The organism is Maribacter algarum (ex Zhang et al. 2020), assembly GCF_005885635.1.
In the GTDB taxonomy this organism is placed as follows: Bacteria; Bacteroidota; Bacteroidia; order Flavobacteriales; family Flavobacteriaceae; genus Maribacter_C; species Maribacter_C algarum.
On the sequence record NZ_VATY01000004.1, the window covers coordinates 197,553 to 222,711 of the forward strand.

Annotated in this window: 16 protein-coding genes; 12 read left to right on the plus strand and 4 right to left on the minus strand. The window is 35.6% G+C overall.

Annotated features, from left to right (window positions below; translation table 11 throughout):
- Positions 1-285 precede the first annotated feature (285 nt).
- From FEE95_RS17920 to FEE95_RS17935, 4 genes are read right to left on the minus strand one after another with little or no spacing between them, the layout of a single operon-like run.
- Positions 286-2,661 carry a GumC family protein gene (locus FEE95_RS17920; protein ID WP_138659399.1) on the minus strand — a complete coding sequence of 792 codons (2,376 nt, stop codon included), beginning with the start codon at positions 2,659-2,661 and terminating at the stop codon, positions 286-288.
- A 24-nt stretch (positions 2,662-2,685) separates the two neighbouring features.
- Complete coding sequence (locus tag FEE95_RS17925; protein WP_138659400.1) at positions 2,686-3,465, minus strand: polysaccharide biosynthesis/export family protein; 780 nt, start codon at positions 3,463-3,465, stop codon at positions 2,686-2,688.
- Between the two features lie 36 nt (positions 3,466-3,501).
- Positions 3,502-5,442, minus strand: coding sequence for a polysaccharide biosynthesis protein (locus FEE95_RS17930; RefSeq protein WP_138659401.1), 1,941 nt, complete (start codon positions 5,440-5,442; stop codon positions 3,502-3,504).
- Positions 5,439-6,530, minus strand: coding sequence for an aminotransferase class I/II-fold pyridoxal phosphate-dependent enzyme (locus FEE95_RS17935; RefSeq protein WP_138659573.1), 1,092 nt, complete (start codon positions 6,528-6,530; stop codon positions 5,439-5,441). The genes FEE95_RS17930 and FEE95_RS17935 overlap by 4 nt, the downstream gene beginning before the upstream one ends.
- A gap of 361 nt (positions 6,531-6,891) precedes the next feature.
- On the opposite strand from FEE95_RS17935, the gene FEE95_RS17940 reads away from it, so the two are divergent.
- The 12 genes from FEE95_RS17940 (at position 6,892) to FEE95_RS17995 (ending at position 25,153) form a co-directional block, all read left to right on the plus strand.
- Positions 6,892-8,286, plus strand: a complete 1,395-nt coding sequence (locus FEE95_RS17940) for a nucleotide sugar dehydrogenase (protein WP_138659402.1) — start codon at positions 6,892-6,894, stop codon at positions 8,284-8,286.
- Positions 8,283-9,311: an NAD-dependent epimerase gene (locus FEE95_RS17945; RefSeq protein ID WP_138659403.1), complete on the plus strand. Its 1,029-nt coding sequence runs from the start codon at positions 8,283-8,285 to the stop codon at positions 9,309-9,311. Before FEE95_RS17940 ends, FEE95_RS17945 begins: the two co-directional genes overlap by 4 nt.
- A 110-nt stretch (positions 9,312-9,421) precedes the next feature.
- Positions 9,422-10,423, plus strand: coding sequence for an SDR family oxidoreductase (locus FEE95_RS17950; protein ID WP_138659404.1), 1,002 nt, complete (start codon positions 9,422-9,424; stop codon positions 10,421-10,423).
- A 66-nt stretch (positions 10,424-10,489) separates the two neighbouring features.
- The gene (locus FEE95_RS17955) at positions 10,490-11,770 is read left to right on the plus strand and encodes a nucleotide sugar dehydrogenase (RefSeq protein ID WP_138659405.1); all 1,281 of its coding nucleotides are present in this window, start codon (positions 10,490-10,492) and stop codon (positions 11,768-11,770) included.
- Between the two features lie 623 nt (positions 11,771-12,393).
- The gene (locus FEE95_RS17960) at positions 12,394-14,505 is read left to right on the plus strand and encodes a CBM96 family carbohydrate-binding protein (protein WP_138659406.1); all 2,112 of its coding nucleotides are present in this window, start codon (positions 12,394-12,396) and stop codon (positions 14,503-14,505) included.
- 189 nt (positions 14,506-14,694) lie between these two features.
- Positions 14,695-15,342 (plus strand): class I SAM-dependent methyltransferase, encoded by a 648-nt coding sequence (locus tag FEE95_RS17965; protein ID WP_212748455.1) that lies wholly within the window; start codon positions 14,695-14,697, stop codon positions 15,340-15,342.
- A gap of 330 nt (positions 15,343-15,672) precedes the next feature.
- Positions 15,673-18,888, plus strand: a complete 3,216-nt coding sequence (locus FEE95_RS17970; protein ID WP_138659407.1) for a PKD domain-containing protein — start codon at positions 15,673-15,675, stop codon at positions 18,886-18,888.
- A gap of 253 nt (positions 18,889-19,141) precedes the next feature.
- The gene (gene gmd / locus FEE95_RS17975; protein WP_138659408.1) at positions 19,142-20,257 is read left to right on the plus strand and encodes a GDP-mannose 4,6-dehydratase; all 1,116 of its coding nucleotides are present in this window, start codon (positions 19,142-19,144) and stop codon (positions 20,255-20,257) included.
- A gap of 3 nt (positions 20,258-20,260) precedes the next feature.
- Positions 20,261-21,343, plus strand: a complete 1,083-nt coding sequence (locus tag FEE95_RS17980) for a GDP-L-fucose synthase family protein (protein ID WP_138659409.1) — start codon at positions 20,261-20,263, stop codon at positions 21,341-21,343.
- Positions 21,344-21,365: 22 nt separating this feature from the next.
- Positions 21,366-22,310, plus strand: a complete 945-nt coding sequence (locus FEE95_RS17985; RefSeq protein WP_138659410.1) for a nucleotide-diphospho-sugar transferase — start codon at positions 21,366-21,368, stop codon at positions 22,308-22,310.
- A 33-nt stretch (positions 22,311-22,343) separates the two neighbouring features.
- On the plus strand, positions 22,344-23,786 hold the full coding sequence (locus FEE95_RS17990; protein ID WP_138659411.1) for a lipopolysaccharide biosynthesis protein: 1,443 nt from the start codon (positions 22,344-22,346) through the stop codon (positions 23,784-23,786).
- Between the two features lie 323 nt (positions 23,787-24,109).
- Positions 24,110-25,153, plus strand: coding sequence for a glycosyltransferase (locus tag FEE95_RS17995; RefSeq protein ID WP_171037083.1), 1,044 nt, complete (start codon positions 24,110-24,112; stop codon positions 25,151-25,153).
- Positions 25,154-25,159: the final 6 nt, after the last annotated feature.

The window sequence follows — 25,159 nt, forward strand, 5'->3', positions numbered from 1 at the left end:
ACAGCCGATGTTGATATTTAAGTCATTTACCGATAAACAATCAGTATTCTATGAACAAAAGAAAATCATTCGAATGAGATACCCCCCTTGACCAAAATAACGCGCAATATCATATTTTATTGGGGTTACTATTTTTAAATACGATATCAATTAAATTATAATCCTCTTAAAATACTCGACCAAATAAAATGTTTCAATAAATTTTTAGTTGTTACCAAATCAATGAGATAAAAAAACCCCTGAAAATTTTCAGGGGTTTTAGACAATTTATTTTTAGAAATACGATTAAAATTTCCACCATTTTTTCTGAGATTTACCATAACCATAGCCATACTTACCTCCATAGCCTAAATCAGAGTTTTTAACATCATTGACCACAAAGCACAGTCCCTTAATCTTACCCTCTTCTTGTAATTTTAAGGGGTATCCAACGGCTTTGTTTTCCGTAACTCCAGCTCTGGTTACATAAATCATATGATTGGCATATTGACTTATGAGTAAGGTATCGGTTACCACCATTAGCGGAGCCGTATCCACTATCACGTAATCATATTTATCAGACACCTCATCAAAAAGTTCTTTCATACGATCGCTCATCAGCAGCTCGGCTGGGTTAGGCGGTATTCTACCTGAGTATACCACATCAATAGTATTGTGATGTACTAACATTGGATTGATAATATCTTTAGTGTTCAGCGTATTGTCATATAAATACTCTGTAAGTCCCGCATCCTTATTTCTACTAGGTTTAGACATTTTATCAACATTACTGCCAGTGAAAAACGTGTAAATTTTTGGATTTCGAATATCCGCTCCAATTAGCAAAACTTTCTTATTTGTACTTGCTAAAATCATAGACAGGTTCGTAGAAAGAAAGGTTTTACCTTCACCTGGAACACTTGAAGTAACAAAAATAACATTGTTTTTACCCTCTTTAGACATTTTGGTTTTTATCAAATAGTCCAAATTCGTTCGTATAATTCGAAGAGACTCGGCTAAAACAGACCTATCTTCTTTGATTACCAACTTATCTTCTTTACTTGACAATTTTGGAATTTCTCCTAAAACAGGAGTATCGGTAGTGAGTTTTTCCAAACTATTCATATTATGAACCTTGGTATCCAATAGGTCCTTACCATAAATAACTGAAAAAGGAATTAACAGTCCAAAAATGAGGGATGCCAAGTAAACCAGGTTTTTTCTTGGAGAAACTGGAAATCTGCTTACACTATAACCACTATCAATAGTTTTAGATTTTGGTTCTTTTGAGGCCACTGCTATTTGAGATTCCTCTCTTTTGGTAAGTAAATACAAATACAACTGTTCTGTAGTTTGTTGCTTTCGAGTTATTTCCCGCAAAGCTCTTTCATTCTTAGGAGAGGAATAAACTTTGGAGTTAAATCTTGCCTGTTGACCACTAAGTGAATTTACGGTCAAACTATAATTATCGACAGTACTTTTCAAGCTAGAAGATAAGCTTCCCTTTAAGCCATCTAATTGTTGATCTAGATTGACAATAATTGGGTTTTTTTCATTTGAGCTTTCGAGCAAACGTTTTCTCTCAGAAACCAATTTGTTATATTGTGCAATAGCGCTATTGGTAGCAGGATCTCCTAAATTAGCTGGTAAAACTTCATATCCCTTTTGAGAATCTACTAAATTGCTCATCGAAGCGGCCATATTCAATTGGTTTCTTGCCGCAGCTAATTCTTGCTGATTTGCAACACCAGCACTCAGATTTATATTAGTTTCAACCGGTATATCAACCACACCTTGACCAGTTTTAAAGTCCTGAGCATCTTGATCAACGTTGGACAGACTACCGTAAATCGCCGCAATTCGGTCATCAATGAATTTTGATGTTTTATCTGCAATGATTTGCTTATCCTTTACAGCACTTTCATTATAGACCTTGATTAAAGAATTTACAATATTAATTGCCTTTTCTTTAATGGGGTCTTCTAAACTTATGTCGACTATGTTGGACTTATCATCACTATTTACAATATTCATTTTGCTCCTGTAACCTAACGCAACCATATCAACAGGTCTTACAGAAACTTGTAATTTCTCATCTTTATATTTATCGAAGCTTTCTATATTAGGGGTAATAACAATATCACCCATAGGAGTACTAATATTTTTACCGAAAGAGTATACCTTTACCGGTTTATCTTCCTCTTCACTATAACCGAATGTGGTAGATGAAGAAAGTGTAATATAAAAATCAAAATTTGCATTATTTACCGTTGAATCCTCGGCGATAAAATTCAAATTAATAGGCGGGTTATTGTATAGTTCTGTACTGATAACATTGCCTAAAACACGAATCTTAGTATTCAACCTAAGTTCCTTTACGACATCAATGAAATTAGATCGTGAACCAATTAGTTCAATTTCATCTATTACTTTGTTCTTTCCTCCACCCAAAACGTCTAAATCTGAAAATGCGGAAAGTCCGGAACTAGAGTTTTCATCTTCCAGTATCTGAATTTTAGCCGCAGCAGCGTACTGAGGGGTGGTGTATCTAATATACACCGAGGCTAGAATCAAAGCTAAAATTCCTGAAAAAACAAACCACTTCCAATATTTGGTATAACCAGAAATGACTTCCTTTAAGTCGATGTTTTTATCCGTAGGATTTTGAGAATCAAGATTCATTTGAGATTTCCTTAGGTTCTAGAACTAATTTCTCGTAATCAATAAAACGGTAGAGGTAATTAAAATAGAAGCGATCGAGACGGCAATCGTAGCTCTATTATCCAAACTTGAGGCAGTAATCGCCGACTGATTTGGTTCTACATAAACCACGTCGTTTTGGGTTAAATAGAAAACTGGTGAGCTCATAGCCTCCTTTTTTGTCAAGTCAACTCTTGTATAAACCTTAGTGCCATCAAAATCACGGATAACCATTACATTCTCACGAATTCCTTTCACCGTTAAATCACCTGCAAAACCTAATGCTTCTAAAATGGTAATTCTCTCCCCATTAACCGGATAAGTACCAGGTCTATTAACTTCTCCTAAAACAGTTACTGTAAAATTCTTTAATCTGATATTTATAATTGGGTCCTTTAAATATTCTGAAAGTCTATCTCTCAATAAATTTCGAACCTCATCAGCAGAAAATCCTGATATTTTGATTTTTCCAATCACAGGAAAATCTATTTCACCTTCTTTATCGATTAAATAATCAACTTGTTCTGGTCGGATACCACCTTCTGCAGCTCCTCTAAAAAGATTAAAAGGCGCACTAGCTTCACTGTTGAGTGTTGATACATGGATACTAACCAAGTCATCAACTTTGAATTTAGGAGTAAAACTATTTTTATCTACAATAGTCTCAAAACTTCCTGTATTCTGAAAATAAACCACTTCCTTCTTTGAAGCGCAAGAGGATAGAAAAAGAACAGATACCATTAAAAATGAGAATATCCATCCAAAACTTCTGTTTTGTTTTAACATAGTATATAGTGTTATTTTGTGCAATATTAGTGAAAATTATGATTGGAAGATTTTCTTTTCACCTTTATTAGTCATAGTAGATTTCTCTTCATTCTGCTCGTCAAGCTTGCAAAACTCCGAATTATTTGAAACATATTCAGGTACAATTTCCTTCATTAAAGTCATGGTATTTCCATTGAAAAACATATTTGACACACAAAGCTCATCAATTTTGGATTTCACCAATGCGTAATCTAGTTCCTTGACTTTTCCTATTAATATTTTTTTGTGATAGGTCGGAAGCGTGTTTTCTCCGTTAGCAAGTAGTTCTTCATAAAGTTTTTCACCAGGACGCAGACCTGTGATTTTAATGTCAATATCTTCAGGATACTTCAAGCCTGATAGCTTGATCATATTCTTCGCCAAATCAAATATCTTTACTGATTTACCCATATCGAATATAAAAATCTCTCCACCTTCACCCATTACCGCAGCTTCTAAGACTAATTGAGAAGCCTCAGGAATTGTCATAAAAAATCTTGTAATGTCTTTATGAGTAACGGTAAGCGGACCTCCTTTTTCTATTTGCTTTCTAAATAAAGGAATAACAGAACCATTCGAGCCAAGCACATTTCCAAATCTTGTGGTGATAAACTTGGTTTTATTTTCCTGCTGAACACTACTTATGTACATTTCCGCAATTCGTTTTGTAGCTCCCATGACGTTAGTCGGATTAACCGCTTTGTCAGTTGATACAAAAACGAACTTATTTACCTTGTGATTCATTGCCAAATCAACAATAGTCTTGGTTCCCGCAACATTTATTTTTATAGCCTCGTAGTAATTATATTCCATTAAAGGAACATGTTTGTAAGCTGCTGCATGAAAAACCATGGTAGGCTTATGCTCCTGAAAATAGGTGTTCATTCGATTCTTATCTCGAATATCCCCTACTATTGGAACAAAATTATGAAACCCATTCTGCTTCAACTCCTGTTGTAAATCATACAAAGCTGATTCCGCCTGATCGATAATAATTAAAGACTTATAGTCGTAATTCGCAATCTGTCGAACAATCTCGCTACCAATTGACCCAGCTCCACCAGTTACCATAATAACTTGATTTTTCAATTGTTCCGAAACCTTCGACTTTTTAATATCAATTGGCGAGCGATCTAGAAGGTCTTCAATCTGAACTTGTTTAATTTGAGAAACTTTGAGCTCTCCATTAATCCAACTATCTACTGGTGGTACTATCTTTACTTGTACTGGAAATTCCACTAGGCTCTCCACCAGCTCACGCAATTCGTTGGCGTCTACATTGTTTATAGATACAATTATTTCGGAAATATCCTTTGAGCTTAGGAAATACTCAGATAGAACATCCTTTCCAAGAACCATAACGCCATTGATGATTTTCCCTATTTTTTTAGGATCATCATCAAGGTAAGCTACCACTCTGGCATTACTACTTGTTTGATTGGTAATTGCGTTGTAAGTAAGAATTCCTGACTCCCCTGCACCATAAATCAAAACACTCTTAGTAACCTTGAATTTTTTGATCAAGTTGAAAAAAGCCGTCTTGAAAATGTATCTCGAAGCTATTAGAGCTATGAAAGCCAACAAACTATGAATAATAATAATTCCCAATGGAATGGTGAAATTATCCACAAAAACAAACTGCCTATTAATTATAACCAAGAAAATGGTTAATATACTAGAGAGGCAAATTGCATTGAAAATTTTATAAACGTCCCTTACACCTGTATGGCGCACCACACCTTTGTAAGATTCAGTGAACATAAAAGAAGATATGGCTATTACGGCAACTATCGGAAGTTGAATAAATAGGTCTTCGCTTTTAAAATCTAAGGTTAGATTAAACCGAATTATATATGCTAAGACAAAACAAATCGATGTCAAGAAAACATCAATTGCTAGTACCAACCACTTTGAAGCATATCTGTGGGCATTGCTTACAAGGTAATTTTTTATCATTTGGTAAGTTCTTTAAGTATTAAAGCAACTATTCTTTCTAAGTCTTGATTCGTTAAATTTGATCCACTTGGCAGGCAAAGGCCTCGCTCAAATAGGTCTTCAGAAGTTCCATCTGAATAATTTGGGGAAGTTTCAAAAATGGGTTGCATGTGCATTGGTTTCCACAATGGACGTGATTCAACATCATCCTCTAAAAGAGCATAACGAATTCTTTCCTTCATTTCGTATGAAGGGGTCAAAATACATGATAGCCATCTATTGGAAAAGAAACCCTTTGGTTCATTTAGAAACTCTATTTCCTCCAAATGTTGTAAGCTAGCTTTATAAAATTCAAAATTCGATCTTCGCGCCTCAACACGCTCATCAAGCACTTCCATCTGCCCTCTACCAATTCCCGCCAAAACGTTACTCATACGGTAATTGTAACCAACGTGAGAATGTTGGTAATGCGGGGCATCGTCTCTTGCCTGAGTCGCTAAAAAGACTGCTTTCTTCTTAAATTCTTCATTTTTGGTGACCAGAGCACCACCTCCTGAAGTTGTGATAATTTTATTTCCGTTGAAAGATAAAATACCTATTTCGCCAAAGCTTCCGCATTTAACACCATTATAAGTGCTTCCTAAAGCTTCGGCACTATCTTCGATTATTGGAATATCATATTTATTGGCAACTTCCGTGACTTCTTTTATCTTATAGGGCATTCCATATAGATGGACCGCAACAATCGCTTTTGGTTTTTTCCCCTTAGCAATTCTATCAACAATTGCCTTTTCAAGCAGTTCAGGAGACATGTTCCAAGTTTCTCTCTCGCTATCAACAAAAATCGGTTCTGCACCCAAGTATTTGATTGGATTCGCAGAAGCCGAAAAAGTTAGGCTTTGACACAATACTTCGTCACCATGCGACACTCCAAGTATTTCGAGACCTAGGTGAATTGCAGCAGTACCTGCACTTAAGGCAGCTACATGTACGCCATCTTTAATATAGTTTTGGATGGCTTCTTCGAAAAGGTTTACGTTTGGACCAAGTGGTGCTATCCAATTGGTTTTAAAAGCCTCATCAACATAGCTCTGTTCGTTGCCTCCCATATGGGGTGAGGAAAGCCAAATCTTTGTTTGTGTCTCCACTTTAAATAATTTTAGTTAAGTTCATTTGAGACTCAAAAGTAATTATACTTTATTACAACAAGTTCGAATTTCGTTTAATACTTAAAATTTATCGGTTAAATGAAATATTAGACTAGTAAGTAAACTTGAAGTTATTTCTATTTTGCTTAATATACGCTTGAAACAGGAAAATCAGTCTTTTTGTCGACAATATTTATTCTATTGTAGAGTTATTTTGTAATCTTTGCATCGCTAAAAGAAAACCCAAACCTTAGAGATAAAGAAAATTTAAAAACTAAAGTATACTTTATCGCTATCTGTGAATTAAACTAAACATCTTAGAATGAAAATTACAAAAATATGCTGTATTGGAGCTGGTTATGTCGGTGGCCCTACAATGTCCGTTATCGCCAGCCAGTGTCCAGAAATTCAAGTAACAGTTGTAGATTTAAGTAAAGAAAGAATAGATCTTTGGAATCATTCGGATTTAGACAAGTTACCTGTTTACGAACCTGGTTTGAAAGAGCTGGTTGAAAAGACTAGGGGAAAGAACCTGTTTTTTTCCACAGAAATAGATAAGGCAATAGATGAGGCTGAAATGATTTTCATATCAGTAAATACACCTACAAAAACTTACGGAAAAGGCAAAGGTCAGGCGGCTGACCTTAAAAATATTGAGCTTTGTGCTCGAAATATTGCCAAGGTTGCTAAGACCAATAAAATTGTTGTTGAAAAATCTACTTTACCAGTTCGGACTGCAAGTGCTATTAAGAGTATTCTAGATAACACTGGAAATGGGGTTGATTTTGAAATACTCTCAAATCCTGAATTCTTAGCTGAGGGTACTGCTATTGATGATTTATTGAATGCAGACAGAGTACTTATCGGAGGTGCGGAAACCGAAAAAGGTCAAACAGCTAAAGATGCCCTTGCCGGCATTTACCAACATTGGCTTCCAAAAGATAGAATTCTACAAACCAATGTATGGTCTTCAGAGCTTTCAAAATTAGTGGCAAATGCCTTTTTGGCGCAGCGAGTTTCTTCAATAAATTCGATTTCAGCTCTTTGTGAAAAAACCGATGCAAATGTTGCAGAAGTTTCAAGAGCAATCGGTTATGACAGCAGGATAGGAGCCAAATTCCTTAATTCTTCAGTTGGTTTTGGAGGTTCTTGTTTTCAAAAAGATATCCTTAATTTAGTCTACATTGCGCAGAGCTATGGTCTTCAAGAAGTAGCGGATTATTGGGAACAAGTTATAATCATGAATGACTATCAAAAAAGACGCTTCGCCGAAAATATTGTTACAACACTTTATAATACCGTATCGGGCAAGAAAATTGTTTTCTACGGATGGGCTTTCAAGAAAGACACCAATGACACTAGGGAATCTGCGGCCATCTATGTAGCAGATGCATTGTTAGACGAAAAGGCCGAGATTGTAATTTACGACCCTAAAGTACCAGAAAGTCAGGTTTATGAAGATTTAGATTACTTAGGAACTAGGTCCCCTGAAGAGAATAGACGCTTACTAAAGGTTGTCAATGACCCATTAAAAGCTTCGGAAGAAGCTCATGCGATTGCCATTCTAACTGAATGGGATGAGTTTAAAAACTATGATTGGAAAATCATTTATGATAAAATGTTGAAACCCGCTTTTGTTTTTGATGGAAGGCGATTACTTGAAAAAGATACGATGCAAGAAATAGGGTTTGAATACTATAAAATTGGCCAGTCATGAAGATATTGGTAACCGGAGCTGCAGGGTTTATTGGTTACCATGTTTGCGAACTTCTTTTACGTGAAAATTATACGGTAGTCGGTCTAGATAACTTGAACGACTATTATGACGTAAATCTAAAATATGCCCGTCTTCAACAATTAGGAATACAGCAAGAGGACGTCGAAAACCAGAATGTAACGGTTGAGGGAAATTTGCATGGCCCAAAGTTTTCATTTGTTAAAATGAATCTTGAGAATCGAGAAGCGCTCCCCCTACTCTTCCAAAATGAAAATTTTGATTTGGTATGTAATCTGGCAGCACAAGCTGGTGTTAGGTACAGTATTGAAAACCCGAATGTTTATGTTGACAGCAATATAGTAGGTTTCTTAAATTTATTGGAATGTTGTCGAAACTATTCTATTAAGCACCTTGTATACGCCAGTAGTTCTAGTGTTTACGGAAGCAACAAAAAGATTCCGTTTACTGTTGAAGACAATGTAGATCATCCGATAAGTCTTTATGCAGCGACTAAAAAAAGTAACGAATTGATGGCGCATACTTATAGCCATCTTTTCAAAATACCAACGACGGGATTACGTTTTTTCACTGTTTACGGTCCTTGGGGGCGTCCAGATATGGCACCATTCCTATTCACAAACGCCATTTTCAATGACAAACCAATAAAGGTATTCAACCAAGGTAACATGGAGCGTGATTTCACCTTTGCTACTGATATAGCCGAAGGAGTTTTCAGAGTGTTAAAAAAACCTCTTGAAAATAGAAAAGAATCAGAAGAATATTATAAACTCTACAACATCGGAAACAATCGTTCGGTTAAACTTTTAGATTTTATCAAGGAAATTGAATTAAACCTTAATAAAAGGGCCATTAAAAAAATGTTGCCAATACAACCGGGGGATGTAGAAAAAACTTGGGCAAATATTGATGCTTTAACCAGAGACTACAAGTATAGTCCCAATACTTCAATAAAAGAAGGGGTTGAAAAATATGTAAAATGGTACTTAAAATATTACAGTAGTTAAATCATGGGTAGAAAATGAAACACTTAGAACCTATTTGAACAAAACTCTTTTATCCTTTTCAAGAATCAATAGCCAAACAATTCATCAAATTTTTAAAATATCGTAAATCCATGGGGATTCAAAAATTAAATTTAGATTCCAATTATCACATTCTAGTTACCGGTGGGGCTGGTTTTATAGGCTCCAATATTTGCAAAGCATTGCTTGAAAATGGTAATCAAGTTAGAGTATTGGACAATTTAGCGACAGGTCAGATAAAAAATATTGAACCAATCCTAGAACACCCCAATTTTAATTTTATCCAAGGTGATATTCGAGATTTAGATATATGTCGAGAAGCGTGTAATGAGATTGACTATGTGCTGCATCAGGCGGCCTTAGGTTCTGTTCCTAGGTCTATTAACGATCCAATAACCAGTAATGCCGTAAACGTTTCTGGCTTTTTGAATATGCTGGTTGCATGCCGCGATGCGAAAGTAAAAAGGTTCATTTACGCGGCGAGTTCTTCAACTTATGGTGATTCAGAGACCCTACCTAAAGTCGAAGATAAAATCGGAAAGCCTCTTTCTCCGTACGCTATTACAAAATACGTAAACGAATTGTATGCTGATGTCTTTGGAAAGACCTATAATATGGAAACCATTGGACTGCGCTATTTTAACGTCTTTGGACGTCATCAAGATCCCAATGGGGCCTATGCGGCAGTCATTCCAAAATTTGTTTTATCATTCATGAATCATGAATCTCCCATTATTAATGGTGATGGATCGTATTCACGTGATTTCACCTACATAGACAATGTAATAGAAGCTAACATAAGAGCAATTCTGGCCTCAAAACCTAAGTCAACAAATACGGTTTATAATGTTGCTTATGGAGAACGAACTACACTGAATGAATTAGTGGTTTTAGTAAAAAACTACCTTGCGGAGTTCGACCCTAAAATTGGAGAGATTGAGATTGAATATGGGCAAATTCGTGCAGGAGACGTCCCTCATTCTTTAGCCTCAATCGAAAAAGCGAGGAAATTATTGAACTATAATCCAGAATTTGACATGAAAACGGGTCTGAAAGAAGCCGTAAAGTGGTACTGGAAAAATTTAGAACGGTAAGTTTCAACTAAATTCCAATTAAATTTAATTCTTTTGCAAAAAATTTGATATTCTTAATTTTATTACATGAATAATATAAAAATCGCGGTAATAGGCCTTGGTTATGTTGGTTTACCATTAGCCCGCTTGTTTGCCACCAAATATTCAGTTGTGGGCTTCGATATAAATCCCAATCGTATTGCCGAATTGCAAAATGGCCAGGACAGTACAATGGAGGTAAGCGAAGAATTGTTAGCGCAGGTTAGCAAGACGGAGCCCTCCAATGAAAACGGCCTTTTTTGCACTGATAATCTAGATTCTTTAAATGATTGTAATTATTTCGTAGTCACAGTACCCACTCCAGTTGATCAGACAAACAGACCAGACCTTACACCACTTTACAAATCAAGCGAAACGGTAGGAAAGGTTCTCAAAAAAGGAGATATCGTAATTTATGAGTCCACTGTGTACCCTGGCGTTACAGAAGATGAATGTGTACCTGTTTTAGAAAAGGTCAGCGGACTTAAATTTAATGAAGATTTCTTTGTAGGATATTCTCCTGAAAGAATCAACCCAGGTGATAAAGAACATACGGTAGAGAAAATATTGAAGGTTACCGCTGGCTCTACACCTGAAATAGGAAAAAAAGTTGATGCCCTTTATTCTTCGGTTATCACCGCAGGAACCCATTTAGCACCAAGTATAAAAGTTGCAGAAGCTGCGAAAGTAATTGAGAATTCACAGAGAGATATCAATATTGCTTTTGTAAATGAGCTTGCGAAAATCTTTAACTTAATGGGAGTAGATACTCATGAAGTTCTAGAAGCAGCAGGAACTAAATGGAATTTTCTTCCGTTCAAACCAGGGCTAGTTGGTGGGCATTGCATCGGTGTTGACCCCTATTACCTAGCTCAGAAAGCACAAGAATATGGCTATCACCCTGAGATTATTCTAGCGGGTAGACGAATGAATGACGGCATGGGTAAATATGTTTCTTCGGAGGTGGTCAAATTAATGGTACAAAGAGATATCAAAATTAAAGACGCAAAAATTCTTGTTCTCGGAGTGACATTTAAAGAAAACTGTCCGGATGTGAGAAATACAAAGGCGGTGGATGTTATAAACCATCTTAAGAGTTATGGCGCAACTTTAACAGTCTTTGACCCATGGGCAGAACCAAGTGAGGTGATGCACGAGTATGCATTACAAACAACAAATAAACTTCCGAATGAAACTTTCGACGCCATTGTTCTGACGGTGGCACACAAAGAGTTTTTATCACTTGACCTTCACAAAATGCTCAATAAATCAGGCATTTTATATGATGTAAAAGGAATTCTCAAAGGTGAGGTTGACGGAAGGCTATAAAACAGCTATTCAAACTTTTTAATAGTTAAAAACTATAATCAATCTTCTTTACAATATCCTCTTTGTTTATATAGGATGTTAAAAAAAGAAGATTTTTGCCTTTTGTCTTTTTACCTCCATAAGAGCTACCTAAGAAGAGGTACTTCGCAAATAAACCATCCTTAAACTAATCCATCTTAAGTTTACTTTACGAATTCGACGTTGCCCTTTATTTTTGCTATAAACTGTCAGCTACAGAAAGATAATTTATTACTGACTTCATTATTCACCGAAAAATCAATGAATTTCGTCCTACAAAATTAGCAGTTTAACGATTTTATGACGAAAAACGAGCAGTTCATCTATAAAAATGAGCAGTTCACAACATTTTTATACTTCACCAGTTATAATAAAGTGATTTGGAAGAAAATTGCTGACAAAACACAGAAATACAAATTAATTGTTAAAGAAAAGTGTATTTCGTCGAAAAAATACGCCTTTAAACGTCTAAACTATGATGAAAACCCGTAAAACTTGCTGAGTGTTCAAATAATACTGCATTTCATCGGTGAAATTTGCCCTTAATCGATAAACTGCAATATTAAGTCCCAAAACCCTAAACAACTCTTAAAAATTACCTACTTATGAAAATTATCCCCCAAAAAGTCATTCATATGACCCTGTTCCTTTTTGTGTTTTCAATAATCTTTTCTTGCTCCAAGGATACTGATTTGTTATTAGATTCTGTTTTAAATGAGTCAGAAATTTCTTTGGAAGAAAAAGAACTTCCCAATGAAGAAATTTCTGAAAATAATCTAGTCACTCGAACATTTGCTTTTACTCCTACAAACGATGCTTACGTTCAAAATGACGAAGGTCATGATCAACATATTATTCGTTTACAAGAGGACTTTCGAACTAGTTATTTAATGTTTGACCTCAGTCAAATTAATGGTCCTATCAAGGAAGCGGTACTGCAGTTTTCTATTGATAGTGACGAGGGTGATGGCAATATTTCAATTCATAAGGGATTAAATGCCGATTGGACGGAGGAAAATCTAAATCAAAATAATGCGCCGGCACTTGAAACTCAGTTGGCCAACATGAACAAGGCATATAAGGTTGGTGCGCCCGAAAAGGTTGTATTGGACGCCCTTAGTCTTAAAGCAGAGGCTACAACCTTAATAATGACTCATAGTACTGGAAATGATTTGGCTTTTGCTTCAAAAGAGCACCCTGATAAAAAAGGACCAAAATTAATAATAACATATGAAGCACCAGAAGGATCACCCTTAATTGAACAATTGGAAGAGGAAGTACCAACACCAAACCCAACTCCAACTCCTAATCCAACACCAAACCCAACTCCGGATCCGACACCAAACCCAACTCCAGATCCGACACCAAACCCAACACCAGAAAATGATAGCCCCAATGATAATACTGCGTCAACTGAAGGAGCTTATTTTGTTACTGTAAATGGACGATCCTCAAATGACGGGCGTTCGGAAGCCACGGCTTGGAATATTGAACATGCATTTGATACTGCAGTAGCTGGCGATATTATATACATTAAAGCCGGTGACTATGGTAATAAAGAACTAGTTGCAGATAATTCTGGAAATGCCAATAATCCAATAAAATTTATTGGATATACCAATTCTCCTGGCGATTTAATGAGCAATCAAGGTTCTACTTTCAAGTATGGAGATCAGTTGAATTCCTCAAAAATGCCATTAATTAGAGGTAGTTCTGGCGGAACTGGGATTTCTATCCCGGAGAATCATGTACAAATAGAGAACTTCCAAATAACTAGATTTCGAATTGGAGTTTCATCTACAGGTTTAAATGTAGTTCTAAGAAATGTTGTAATAATAGATCAAGGAACTCAATCTGATTACAATTCCTACGACGGTTTTGGTTTTCACATAAAAGGAAATAATTCACTTCTAGAAAATTGTTTTGTCTTAAATATGACCGCAGAAGCTATAAAACTATTTGACTCTGATAACTCTAGAGTAAATTATTGCTCTGTATATGCTGACAATGCAGGCAACCCCACTGATTATTATTTCCTGCTTACCGGCGGAACTAATAATACAATTATTGAAAATAGTTTAGCAGATCGCGAAAGAAGTTTAAGACATGGTGGACATGGTTTTATAATGAAAGACTTAGCTGAAAATAATATTTTTAGAAACTGTACTGCAAGAAAAACAAATTTTGAATTAAATTTCTCAGGTGTAAAGAACAATACGATTGAGAACAGTTTTATTTATGGTGTTGATACAACTGATAATAACTGGCATGCTGGATTAGTGATTTTTAATGGAGCAAATAACAACTTAATTAAAAACGTTTACATACAAGATACCTGGAGGGCTATCAACTGGGGCGATTATGACGATGGATATTCTGGCCCTGGTGGTGATCGTGATCTGGTGAGTATGGGCTATGATAATGTTTTTGATGGAATAGTTGTAAAAAACACTAATATTGTTCTTAACGTAGGAGGAGGAACTACCTATTCTGCAAAGGCCAGTAGAAATAAATTGATTAATTGTAGTTTCACTAATTTTGACATTGTTGCCACGACTTATTTCCGCACTGAAGATATAGTTTTCGAGAATTGTCTTTTCGATACTGGTGACCGATTCATAAGCGAAGCGAAGCAACAATATGCCAATTACAGTAAATTCAATGTTACATGGAAAAATTGTACTTGGAGAAATGTTGGTTTCACTCCTCCAAACTAAGACAAACCACAGCACTTTCGATAACTTTAAAATACTCTTCTTGGAATAAAATGTTTCAAAAGAGTATTTTTTTTTACTTTTACCGTAGGTTGGATGCCAAGCTATTAGTAAATTCATTTCCTCCTCTCCCCCATTTTAAGAGATTTTCATTCGACGATTGTTTTAAATTAATTCAACTTTAGATAAACTATGAATGCAGTAAAAAATCTCTTAAGAAGCATATATCCCTACAGTAAAACTAACATAAAACGAAAAGAAGAATATAAGAAGTTTAAAAACTTTTTAAAAAATCAAAGAGAGGATAGCCCACTGAAGATTGTTATTGGAAGTGGTCAAAGATTTACTGAAAATTGGATTCCAACGGAAGCCCATTTTCTGAATCTCCTAAAAGTTGAAAACTGGTATAAGTACTTTGATGAAAATAGTATTGATGGCCTTTTGGCAGAACACGTTTGGGAACATTTGACCCCAGAACAAGGTGAAATAGCGGCAAAAACATGTCATCTTTTTCTAAAAAAGGGGGGCAGATTACGTGTAGCCGTACCAGATGGTTTTCATTCAAACCCAGATTATATTGAGTATGTAAAACCAGGCGGACATGGTGCTGGTGCCGATGACCACAAAATACTATATGATTACAAAAGCTTTAGCGCTCTTTTTTCTAAATGCGGTTTTGAAATACAACTCTTAGAATATTTCGATGAAAATAATAAATTTCAAGTTCGCGAGTGGGATTTAAATGATGGCTACATACACCGTTCAATTAGATATGATGAAAGAAATCATGACGGTAATCCCAATTACACTTCATTAATACTTGATGCCTTAAAAAAATAGAGGAACTCGACCTCAAATTTTTTCAGCTTAGAACGCAACCTTTCTTCTGAATCATAAAATTTTCATATTTTTTTGTGCATTTCATCGAAAAAACCTTCTATTAATCGATAAATTCAAAGTGATTTTTTACGTTTGCGAGATGTTCTGTAAAATAAACCATGTATTTCAACGTTATTAGTGCTCAGTTTATCGAAAATTTATCCTTGAACACAATAAAATTGAACTGACAAATAACAAAAGCCAATCAAGACCTACCTAATTAGGAATAAATAAAACCGGATTTACCCCCACCTTTTTTATGAAAAACATTTAAATACAGTCCCAAATAAGATGAGATTTTACCCCACCAAAATCCATGTGGCATTTCTATGCCTTATTTTAGTATCAGTTTCCATAAACTTAGGATGTAGTAAGGATAGTGATTTAATTCTTGACTCAGTAATTGAGGAATCAACATCAGTTTTAGAACAAAGGGAAAATAGCACGCCTGAAGAACAAAATACAGAGGAAGAATCTGTCGCGGAAGAGAATATTCAAACAGAAGATTCCAGTGCTGACAGCTTGGAGAGTAGAACCTCAAGTTTTTCTCCTACCAATGACGCTCATTTTCAAAGTGGAAAAGGATACAATCAGAATATAATACGCCTAGAAGAAGGACATCGAACTAGTTATTTGATGTTTGACATGAGTCCAATCGAGGCCATTGGTGGAACCATTTCAAAAGCAACTTTGCAATTCACTATAAATAGTGATGATGGTAATGGAAACATAAGTGTTTACAAGGGTAAATCAAATAATTGGACCGAGGAAAGCTTATCTGATAGTAATATACCGGAAACCGATGTACTGATAGGTTCGATTACAAAAGATTACAAAATCGGAACAACTGAAATAATAGATTTGGAAACCTCCAATATTATTCCAGAAGTATCTACTCTGGTCTTGGATCATAAAAATGGAAACGATTTAGCCTTTGCATCCAAAGAACATGCTTCCAAAATTGGACCAAAATTAGTTGTCACTTATGATGTGCCAGTTGGAACGGAAGAGATTGTAATTACAGAAGAAGAAACAACGGAGGAGGAAACAACCGAAGAAGAGACAACGGAGGAGGAAACAACTGAAGAGGAAACAACTGAAGAGGAGACAACAGAAGATTCAACTACTGATAACAAAGAGCCAATGGCTGTCGCAGATGCCACACCTCCAAGTGGCGGTGTACCTCTTGAAGTGTCTTTCACAGGAAGCAACTCTACGGATGATACTGGAATCACTTCTTACCTATGGGATTTCAAAGACGGGTCAAATGCAACTACCGCTAACCCCAAGCACACTTTTACAACAGCAGGAGTTTATAAAGTTATGCTGACCGTTAAAGATGAGAAAGGTCTAAGTAGTACAGACGAGGTAACCATAACAGTAACCGAAAAAGAAAATGAGGCGCCGAAAGCCGTGGTTAGTGCAACTCCCGTATCTGGTGAAGCACCTCTAGTGGTTTCTTTCAAAGGAAGCAATTCAACTGATGATAACTCTATAGCCACTTATGGTTGGGACTTTAAAGATGGATCAAAGACTAATAGAGCTGATTTTACGTACACGTACACAAAACCTGGTGTTTATGAGGCCGAGTTGACGGTAAAAGATGAAAATGGATTAGAGGATAAAGAAACAATTACAATTACCGTTACCGAACCCAAAAACGAGGCTCCCGTCGCTATATTGTCTGCAAACCCAACCTCAGGTGTTGCTCCATTAGATGTTCAATTTTTAGGAGATAAATCCACAGATGATGTCGGTATTACTAGTTATAGTTGGGATTTTAAAGACGGAACGTCGGCGTCAACTTCAAATCCTTCTCATAAATTCACACAAGCAGGAACTTATGAAGTAGAGTTCACCGTAAAAGACAAAGAAGGGCTTTCAGACAAAAAGACTATTGTTATTGCCGTAACAGCTCCTCAAAATCAGCCACCAGTGGCAGTATTATCTGCGAACCCTACGAGTGGGGACGCTCCGCTCAATGTACAATTCGTAGGGAATAACTCAACTGATGACAAAGCAGTAACCAGTTATTTTTGGGATTTTAAAGATGGTACTTCTGCAAACACTTCAAACCCTTCTCACACCTTCTCTAGTGCGGGTAATTATGTTGTTGAGTTGACTGTGAAAGATGCGGAAGGCGTTAGTAGTTCAAAAACCGTAACCATTAACGTGACTAGTCCAAGCACCGGGAATGCTCCCCCAGGATTCTATGTGGCTACAAATGGTAGTGCTTCGAACAATGGAACATCTCCATCAAGTCCATGGAGTTTGGAACATGCTATTAATGTTGCCAAAGGAAGTGATATCATTTACGTCAAGGCTGGTAACTATGGTAATAAACAGTTACTATCTAAAAGACATGGTAATAGCGGAAGCCCTATAAAATTTATTGGATATAGAAGTACACCTGGAGATATAGTAAGTAGTCAAGGATCAACCTTTAATATTGGGGAATCAGTGAATGCCAGTAAAATGCCGTTATTAAATTCTTCAAACGGCCAAGGAGCAGCTATTACACTCTATCATCAAAATATTCATTTTGAAAATTTTCAAATTACAGGCTATCGAACCGGTGTTTCAACAATCGACTTAGCGAAAAATGTTACATTCAAAAACGTAATTGTCACTAAGGTTGGTAGACAAAATGTAAATGGGTATGATGGCTTTGGATTTAGTATCAAGGGGAACAATACCTTGTTAGAAAACTGTTTTGTTCTAAATGCAACTGCAGAAGCCATTAACCTCTTTGATTCCGATAATTCAAGAATCAATTACTGTAAAGTTTATGCCAACAACAGTACCAATCCTACGGACTACTATTTTCTATTAACCGGTGGAACTAATAATACGGTAATTGAAAATAGTCTTGCAGATAGAGCCCAATATTTGAGTCATGGTGGACATGGCTTCACGATGAAAGATTTAGCACAACACAATACCATAAGAAATTGTACAGCGCGAAAAACTAATATTGAATTCAATTTTTCAGGAGTAAAGTACAATACCGTAGACAATTGTTCTATATATGGCGTTGACACCACCTCTTCAAATTGGCATGCGGGCGTTGTCGTTTTTAACGGTGCCAACAATAACTTAGTAAAGAACACTTATATTCAGGATACTTGGAGAGCAATTTCTTGGGGGGACTATGACGACGGTTACCAGGGACCAGGCGGTGACCGAGATGAAGTTAGTCTAGGTTATGATAACACTTTTGATAACATAACCGTTAAAAACACCAATAGAATAGTAAATGTGGGCGGTGGTAATAATTTTAGCGCAAAAGCAAGCCGTAATAAGTTCACTAACTGTGACTTCACTGACTTCCAAGCGGTGGCAGTAACATTTTATAAATCAGAAAATATCCTTTTCCAGAATTGTAAATTTAAGAACGGTCAAAAATTGGTTGTAGAACATCAAGCGCAATATGCCCCCTACAGTCACTTCGATGTGACTTGGCAAAATTGCACCTGGACTAATGTAAACTTCAATCCACCTAATTAAAAGTTCACACTCCTTTTCGGATATAATAGTCGAATTTTTATTTGAGAATTGCTTTCCAAAAAATTTGATTTAAGATTTGTATTCATTTGAAACAATTCGCTTCTTAAGCTACAATAAAACCAAGAGTTTAAGGTTTATATTCTAGCTTTTGTCGAATTAAATGGGTTTTCACACCATTTCTTTAAAAGTGTTGCAAGAAATAAGCATATTTGCAACGGCAATCTCAAAGATTTTAAAAAAAGTTTATTTTCAAATGAAAAAAGTAGCATTAATTACCGGTGTAACCGGTCAAGATGGAGCCTATTTAAGTGAATTTCTCTTAAAAAAAGGATATGAAGTTCATGGGTTGAAAAGAAGATCATCCTTATTCAATACTGATCGTATTGACCATTTATATCAAGACCCTCATATCGAGAACAGAAACTTTATTCTGCATTATGGGGATATGACCGATAGTACAAACTTAATTCGTTTGATTAAAGAAATTCAGCCAGATGAGATTTATAATCTAGCTGCAATGAGTCATGTGCATGTCTCTTTTGAAATTCCAGAATACACAGCAAACGCTGATGGAATTGGCACATTGAGAATCCTTGATGCCGTACGCCTACTTGGCATGGAAAATAAGACACGTATATATCAAGCTTCCACTTCAGAACTGTATGGAAAAGTTCAAGAAGTACCTCAATCCGAAACAACACCTTTTTATCCCAGAAGTCCTTATGCGGTTGCAAAAATGTATGCGTATTGGATAACGGTTAATTATAGGGAGGCATATGGAATGTATGCTTGTAACGGAATATTGTTCAACCACGAATCTCCTATTAGAGGTGAAACTTTCGTAACCCGTAAAATTACTCGAGCGACCGCAAGAATAGCTTTAGGTTTGCAGGATAAAATATTTTTAGGTAATCTAGATGCTCAAAGAGACTGGGGTCATGCCAAGGATTATGTCCGCATGATGTGGATGATATTACAAGCGGAAGAACCGGAAGATTGGGTAATTGCAACTGGTAAAACAACCCCTGTTCGCGAATTTGTAAGAATGAGCTTTGCTGAAGCGGGAATTGAACTAGAGTTCAAGGGTAAAGGAGTTGATGAAAAAGCTTTCGTAAAATCTTGTTCAAACCCAAAGTACCAACTGGAAATAGGAAAAGAAGTCCTTTCTGTAGATCCGAAATATTTCAGACCAACCGAGGTAGAACTATTGATTGGAGATCCTACTAAAGCCAAACAAAAACTCGGTTGGAAATTAGAATATGAGCTGGAGGATTTGGTTAAGGACATGGTTCAAAGTGATTTGAAACTCATGCATAAAGAGCAATATTTGAAGGATGGCGGTTATAGAATCTTAAATTATTTTGAATAGTCTATGGGAAAAGACGAAATAATATATGTCGCTGGTCATAGAGGCCTTGTCGGAAGTGCAATTATCAAAAATCTTACGAACAAGGGATATCAAAATCTTATTACTAGAACCCACTCAGAACTAGATCTTACTGACGCTGTCGCTGTCGCCGAATTCTTTGCTAGTGAAAAACCAGCCTATGTTATTTTGGCTGCCGCTAAAGTAGGTGGTATCATTGCGAATAATACCTATAGAGGGGAGTTTATATATGAGAACTTGATGATTCAGAACAATGTTATACATCAATCACATATACACAAGGTAAAAAAGCTTTTATTTTTGGGTAGCACTTGTATTTATCCTAAAAACTGCCCACAACCCATGAAGGAAGAATACTTGCTAATGGATGTTTTGGAATATACCAATGAACCTTACGCAATTGCCAAAATAGCAGGCATTAAATTATGTGAAAGTTATAACCTACAATACGGTACTAATTTCATATCAGTAATGCCAACTAATCTTTATGGGCCGAATGACAATTTTGATTTGGAAAAATCGCATGTTCTCCCAGCTTTAATAAGAAAAATTCATCTTGGTAAAGCTCTTGAAGAGAATGATTGGAACACTATCAAAAAAGATTTGAACAATTTACCCATCGAAGGGCACTCTGGCGATAATAGCCAAGACAGCATTCTAAAAATTCTCAACAAATATGGTATAACAAAATCAAATAACGAGGTATTCGTTGAAATTTGGGGAAGTGGTAAGCCCATGCGTGAATTCTTATGGTCTGAAGATATGGCAGATGCATGTGTTTTTATAATGGAAAATAGAGATTTTAAAGACACGTATCAATCCAAAACTGAAATAAGAAATACCCACATAAACATAGGAACCGGATTAGATATTTCAATAGCAGAGTTAGCAAATTTGATTAAAAAAACAATTGGTTATAAGGGTGCTTTCAAATTCAATTCGCAAAAACCAGATGGAACACTAAAAAAGCTTACCGATGTCTCAAAATTAAATAATTTAGGTTGGAAACATCAAGTGAGCTTGAAAGAAGGTATAAAAAAACAATATGACTGGTATCTAGAACCATAACAGTTTTAACTTCTAAACAACCATGGACCAAAAAAACCTTAAAACTCCCGTTCTTTTTATTGTTTTCAATCGACTTGACACAACAAAAAGAGTTTTTGAAGAAATCAGAAGGGCAAAACCCTCTAAGTTGTACGTTGCTTGTGATGGAGCGCGAAAGAACAATCCAGACGATGTTTCAAAAATAGATAGCGTTCGTGAATTTGTTTTGAACAATGTAGATTGGGACTGTGAAGTGAAAAAATTATTTAGCAACGAAAATATTGGTTGCAAATATGGTCCGCAGAAGGCAATCACATGGTTTTTTGAGCATGAGGAGGAAGGCATAATTTTAGAAGATGACTGCGTGCCTTCCCGCACTTTTTTTAAATATTGTGAGGAACTTTTGGAATATCACAGAAAAGATTTAAGAGTTTTTGCAATTTCTGGCACTAACTACTTAAGGACCGTAGATATACCAAACAGTTATTATTTCAGTCAGTTTTTATCGGTTTGCGGTTGGGCCGGATGGAGAGATCGCTGGCAAAAGCATCTGTACACCCTTAATAATTTTAACGATATTTTGAGCAGTAACCTGATTCATAATAATCTCAGAAACAAGGTTGCAAGTAAAATGCTGGTTGAATTCGCAAAAAAATCATTTGAAGATGGTTTAGATGCCTGGGATTTTCAATGGCATTTTACCTGTATCATAAATAATGGCTTATTGATTGTTCCGAAGGAAAATTTAATTCAAAACATAGGTTTTGGTCCAGACGCGACTCACACCAATAGTTCTGAAGGCAGAATTCTTCCTAACTACGAAGTGAATTTCCCTTTAGATCATCCAAAATTATTTACTCCAGAGCTAGAGTTTGATGATCGAAATTTTTGGAAATTCTTTGGATGGACACCTATGTACAAAAAAATTAGTAGCCCAAAATACATTTATGCAGTTATAAAGTCCCGTTTATCAAACCTAGTTAATTGATAATGAGAAGAATAAGCCTAATCCCATAAAGTTATGAGCCTTGGGAACAAAATTTTTGGCGGGATGGTATGGAGTGCAGTGGAACGCATCTCAATTCAAGGTGTACAATTTGTTCTTGGAATTATTCTAGCTCGCATACTTACACCTGAAGAATACGGAATAATAGGCATTCTCATAGTTTTCATAGTAGTCTCTCAAGTATTCATAGATAGCGGTTTTACTAAGGCACTTATTCAAAAACAAGATAGAACCAAAGAGGATATATCGACCGTATTTTGGTTCAATATTTTAATTAGCACTTTAGCTTATACAATTTTATTCTTTTTTGCTCCGCTAATAGCGGATTTATATGACATTCCACTACTTTCCGATTTGCTAAGGGTTCTCGCCATCTCCTTGATAATCAATGCGTTATTTACTGTTCCCTCGACACTTTATACCATTGAACTCGATTTTAAGACACTAACCAAGATTAATTTTGCCGCCACAATAATTTCTGGAGGTATTGCAATTGCTATGGCCTATTCGGGTTACGGAGTATGGTCCTTAGTTGCCCAAACTCTAGTTAGATCAATTGCAACAGCCTTATTAATTTGGATTCAGTCAAAATGGAAACCTAGTTTTATTTTTTCGAAAAAATCTTTTAAAGAACTTTTTTCATTTGGTTATCGGTTATTGGTTTCTTCATTATTAAGCAAAATTGTGAATAACTTCGCTGCTCTTTTCATAGCCAAGTATAACACCGCAGACCTGGGTTATTATACACGAGGAACGCAGTTTTCTGATGTTCTCTTTTCAACTTTCAATTCAGTTCTAGAACGTATTCTACTTCCTGGCTTGGCTAAAGTTCAGGACCAAAAAGAAGTTTTAATAAAACACACGAAAAGTATATTAATGGCTTCTTCTTTGCTCATTTTTCCTCTTTTCTTTTTCTTAGCAGCAATTGCAGAACCTTTGATTAGAGTTTTGCTGACAGAAAAATGGATGATGGCCGTTCCTATAATGCAAATTTTCTGTATTGCTCGTTTAATAACAATTCCGTGTGGAATTAATGTTAACTTACTCTATGTTATTGGTAGGACGGACTTAGAATTAAAACAACAATACCTAAAAATTATCGTTCGGGTAATCCTGTTACTTTTAGCTTTAAAACATGGTATCATTTATATCGCTCTTGCGGAACTTGCGGCTACCACAATCCATTTTTTTATTAACTCGTATTATCCTGGAAAAATAATGCAATACGGTGCGTTTTCGCAAATTAAGGATATGAGCCCTATAATTCTTTCAAGTCTTATTATGGTCGTACCAGTTTATGCAATTGTACATTTTATATCAAATGATATCTTAGTACTGTGCATTACACCATTCGTAGCTTTAGTTATTTATCTTGGATTGATTAGACTATTTAAGGTGCAAGTATTCGATGAACTTATAGATCGGGTGAAAGGCTTTTTTAAAACCCCTAAACCATAGTAGGATTATAAAGAAACCACCTTTATATAAATTCTAAGATCCAGAACCTTTAAAATTATACGAACCCAAAGTACTTTGCTCATAAAATAAGGAGGTTTTCCTTGATTTTAACAGAATAGTTGTGTCATACCTTAACATATTGCACATTCTTGAATATCTTTGTTTCAATAAGTCCAACAATTGAACGTTCATACTAAACCTAATGTTATACAACTTAGACGGACAACTGATTTGTTGATGCTTTATGAACTCAATAAATGAATAAGAAGACCTGCTGTATATTTAATCTTGCACCACACTATAGAGCGCCAATATATACCTTGATGGATAAAGAGCTAGCATGTGATTTTTATTTTGGTGATGATTTAGGAAACCAAATAGAGTTGATGGATTATTCTGCTCTAAACGGGTTTAAAAATGTATTAAAAAACAAACAATTAAAATGGTCTGGTTTCAAATGGCAATCTGGCGTATTGTCTCTCTTATTTAAGCCTTATAAATATTACATAATTACAGGGTCTCCAGCTTTCTTGTCAAATTGGTTATTAGTAATTTTTTCAAAGTTTTCTAAAAAAAAAGTATACGCATGGTCACACGGTCTTAAGAAACCAGTAAGTACTAGAGGAGATATTTTTAGAAAAACCTTTTATCGTCTATTCGATAAAATTTTTTTGTATGGAGACCATTCTAGAGAAATTATGATTAAGGAAGGTTTTAAAGAGGATAAACTTATACCAATTTATAACTCTCTAGACCATGAACATCAACTCCAATTGAGGAATTCTCTAACCGAGACCAATATTTATATTGATTTTTTCAAAAATGATGACCCGGTAATAATTTATGTTGGAAGATTACAAAAATCAAAAAAACTGAACCTCTTAGTTTTAGCTTTGAAAAAATTAAATAAGAAAGGTATTAATTGTAATTTGGTTCTGGTGGGCTCAGATATGGGTAACACAGAAATAGTTGATTTGGCAACTAATAACAATCTAGAAGAAAACATATGGTTCTACGGGCCTTGCTACGATGAACGAATAATTGGAGAGCTTTTTTATAATGCTTCGGTCTGTGTCTCTCCTGGGCCTGTAGGATTGACCGCACTTCATTCCCTGACCTTCGGATGTCCCGTAATTTCCAATAATGATTTTGAAAATCAAATGCCAGAATTTGAAGTTATCATTCCAAAAAAAACAGGTGCCTTTTTTGAAAACGATGATATTGATAGTTTAACAGAAAGAATATCAGAATGGATTTATTCTTCAAAGGAAAAAAGACAATTAATAAGAAAGGATTCTTATAAAATTATTGACGAAAAATGGAACCCCAAGAATCAAATTGATATTATTAAAACCTACTTAAACTAATAGAGA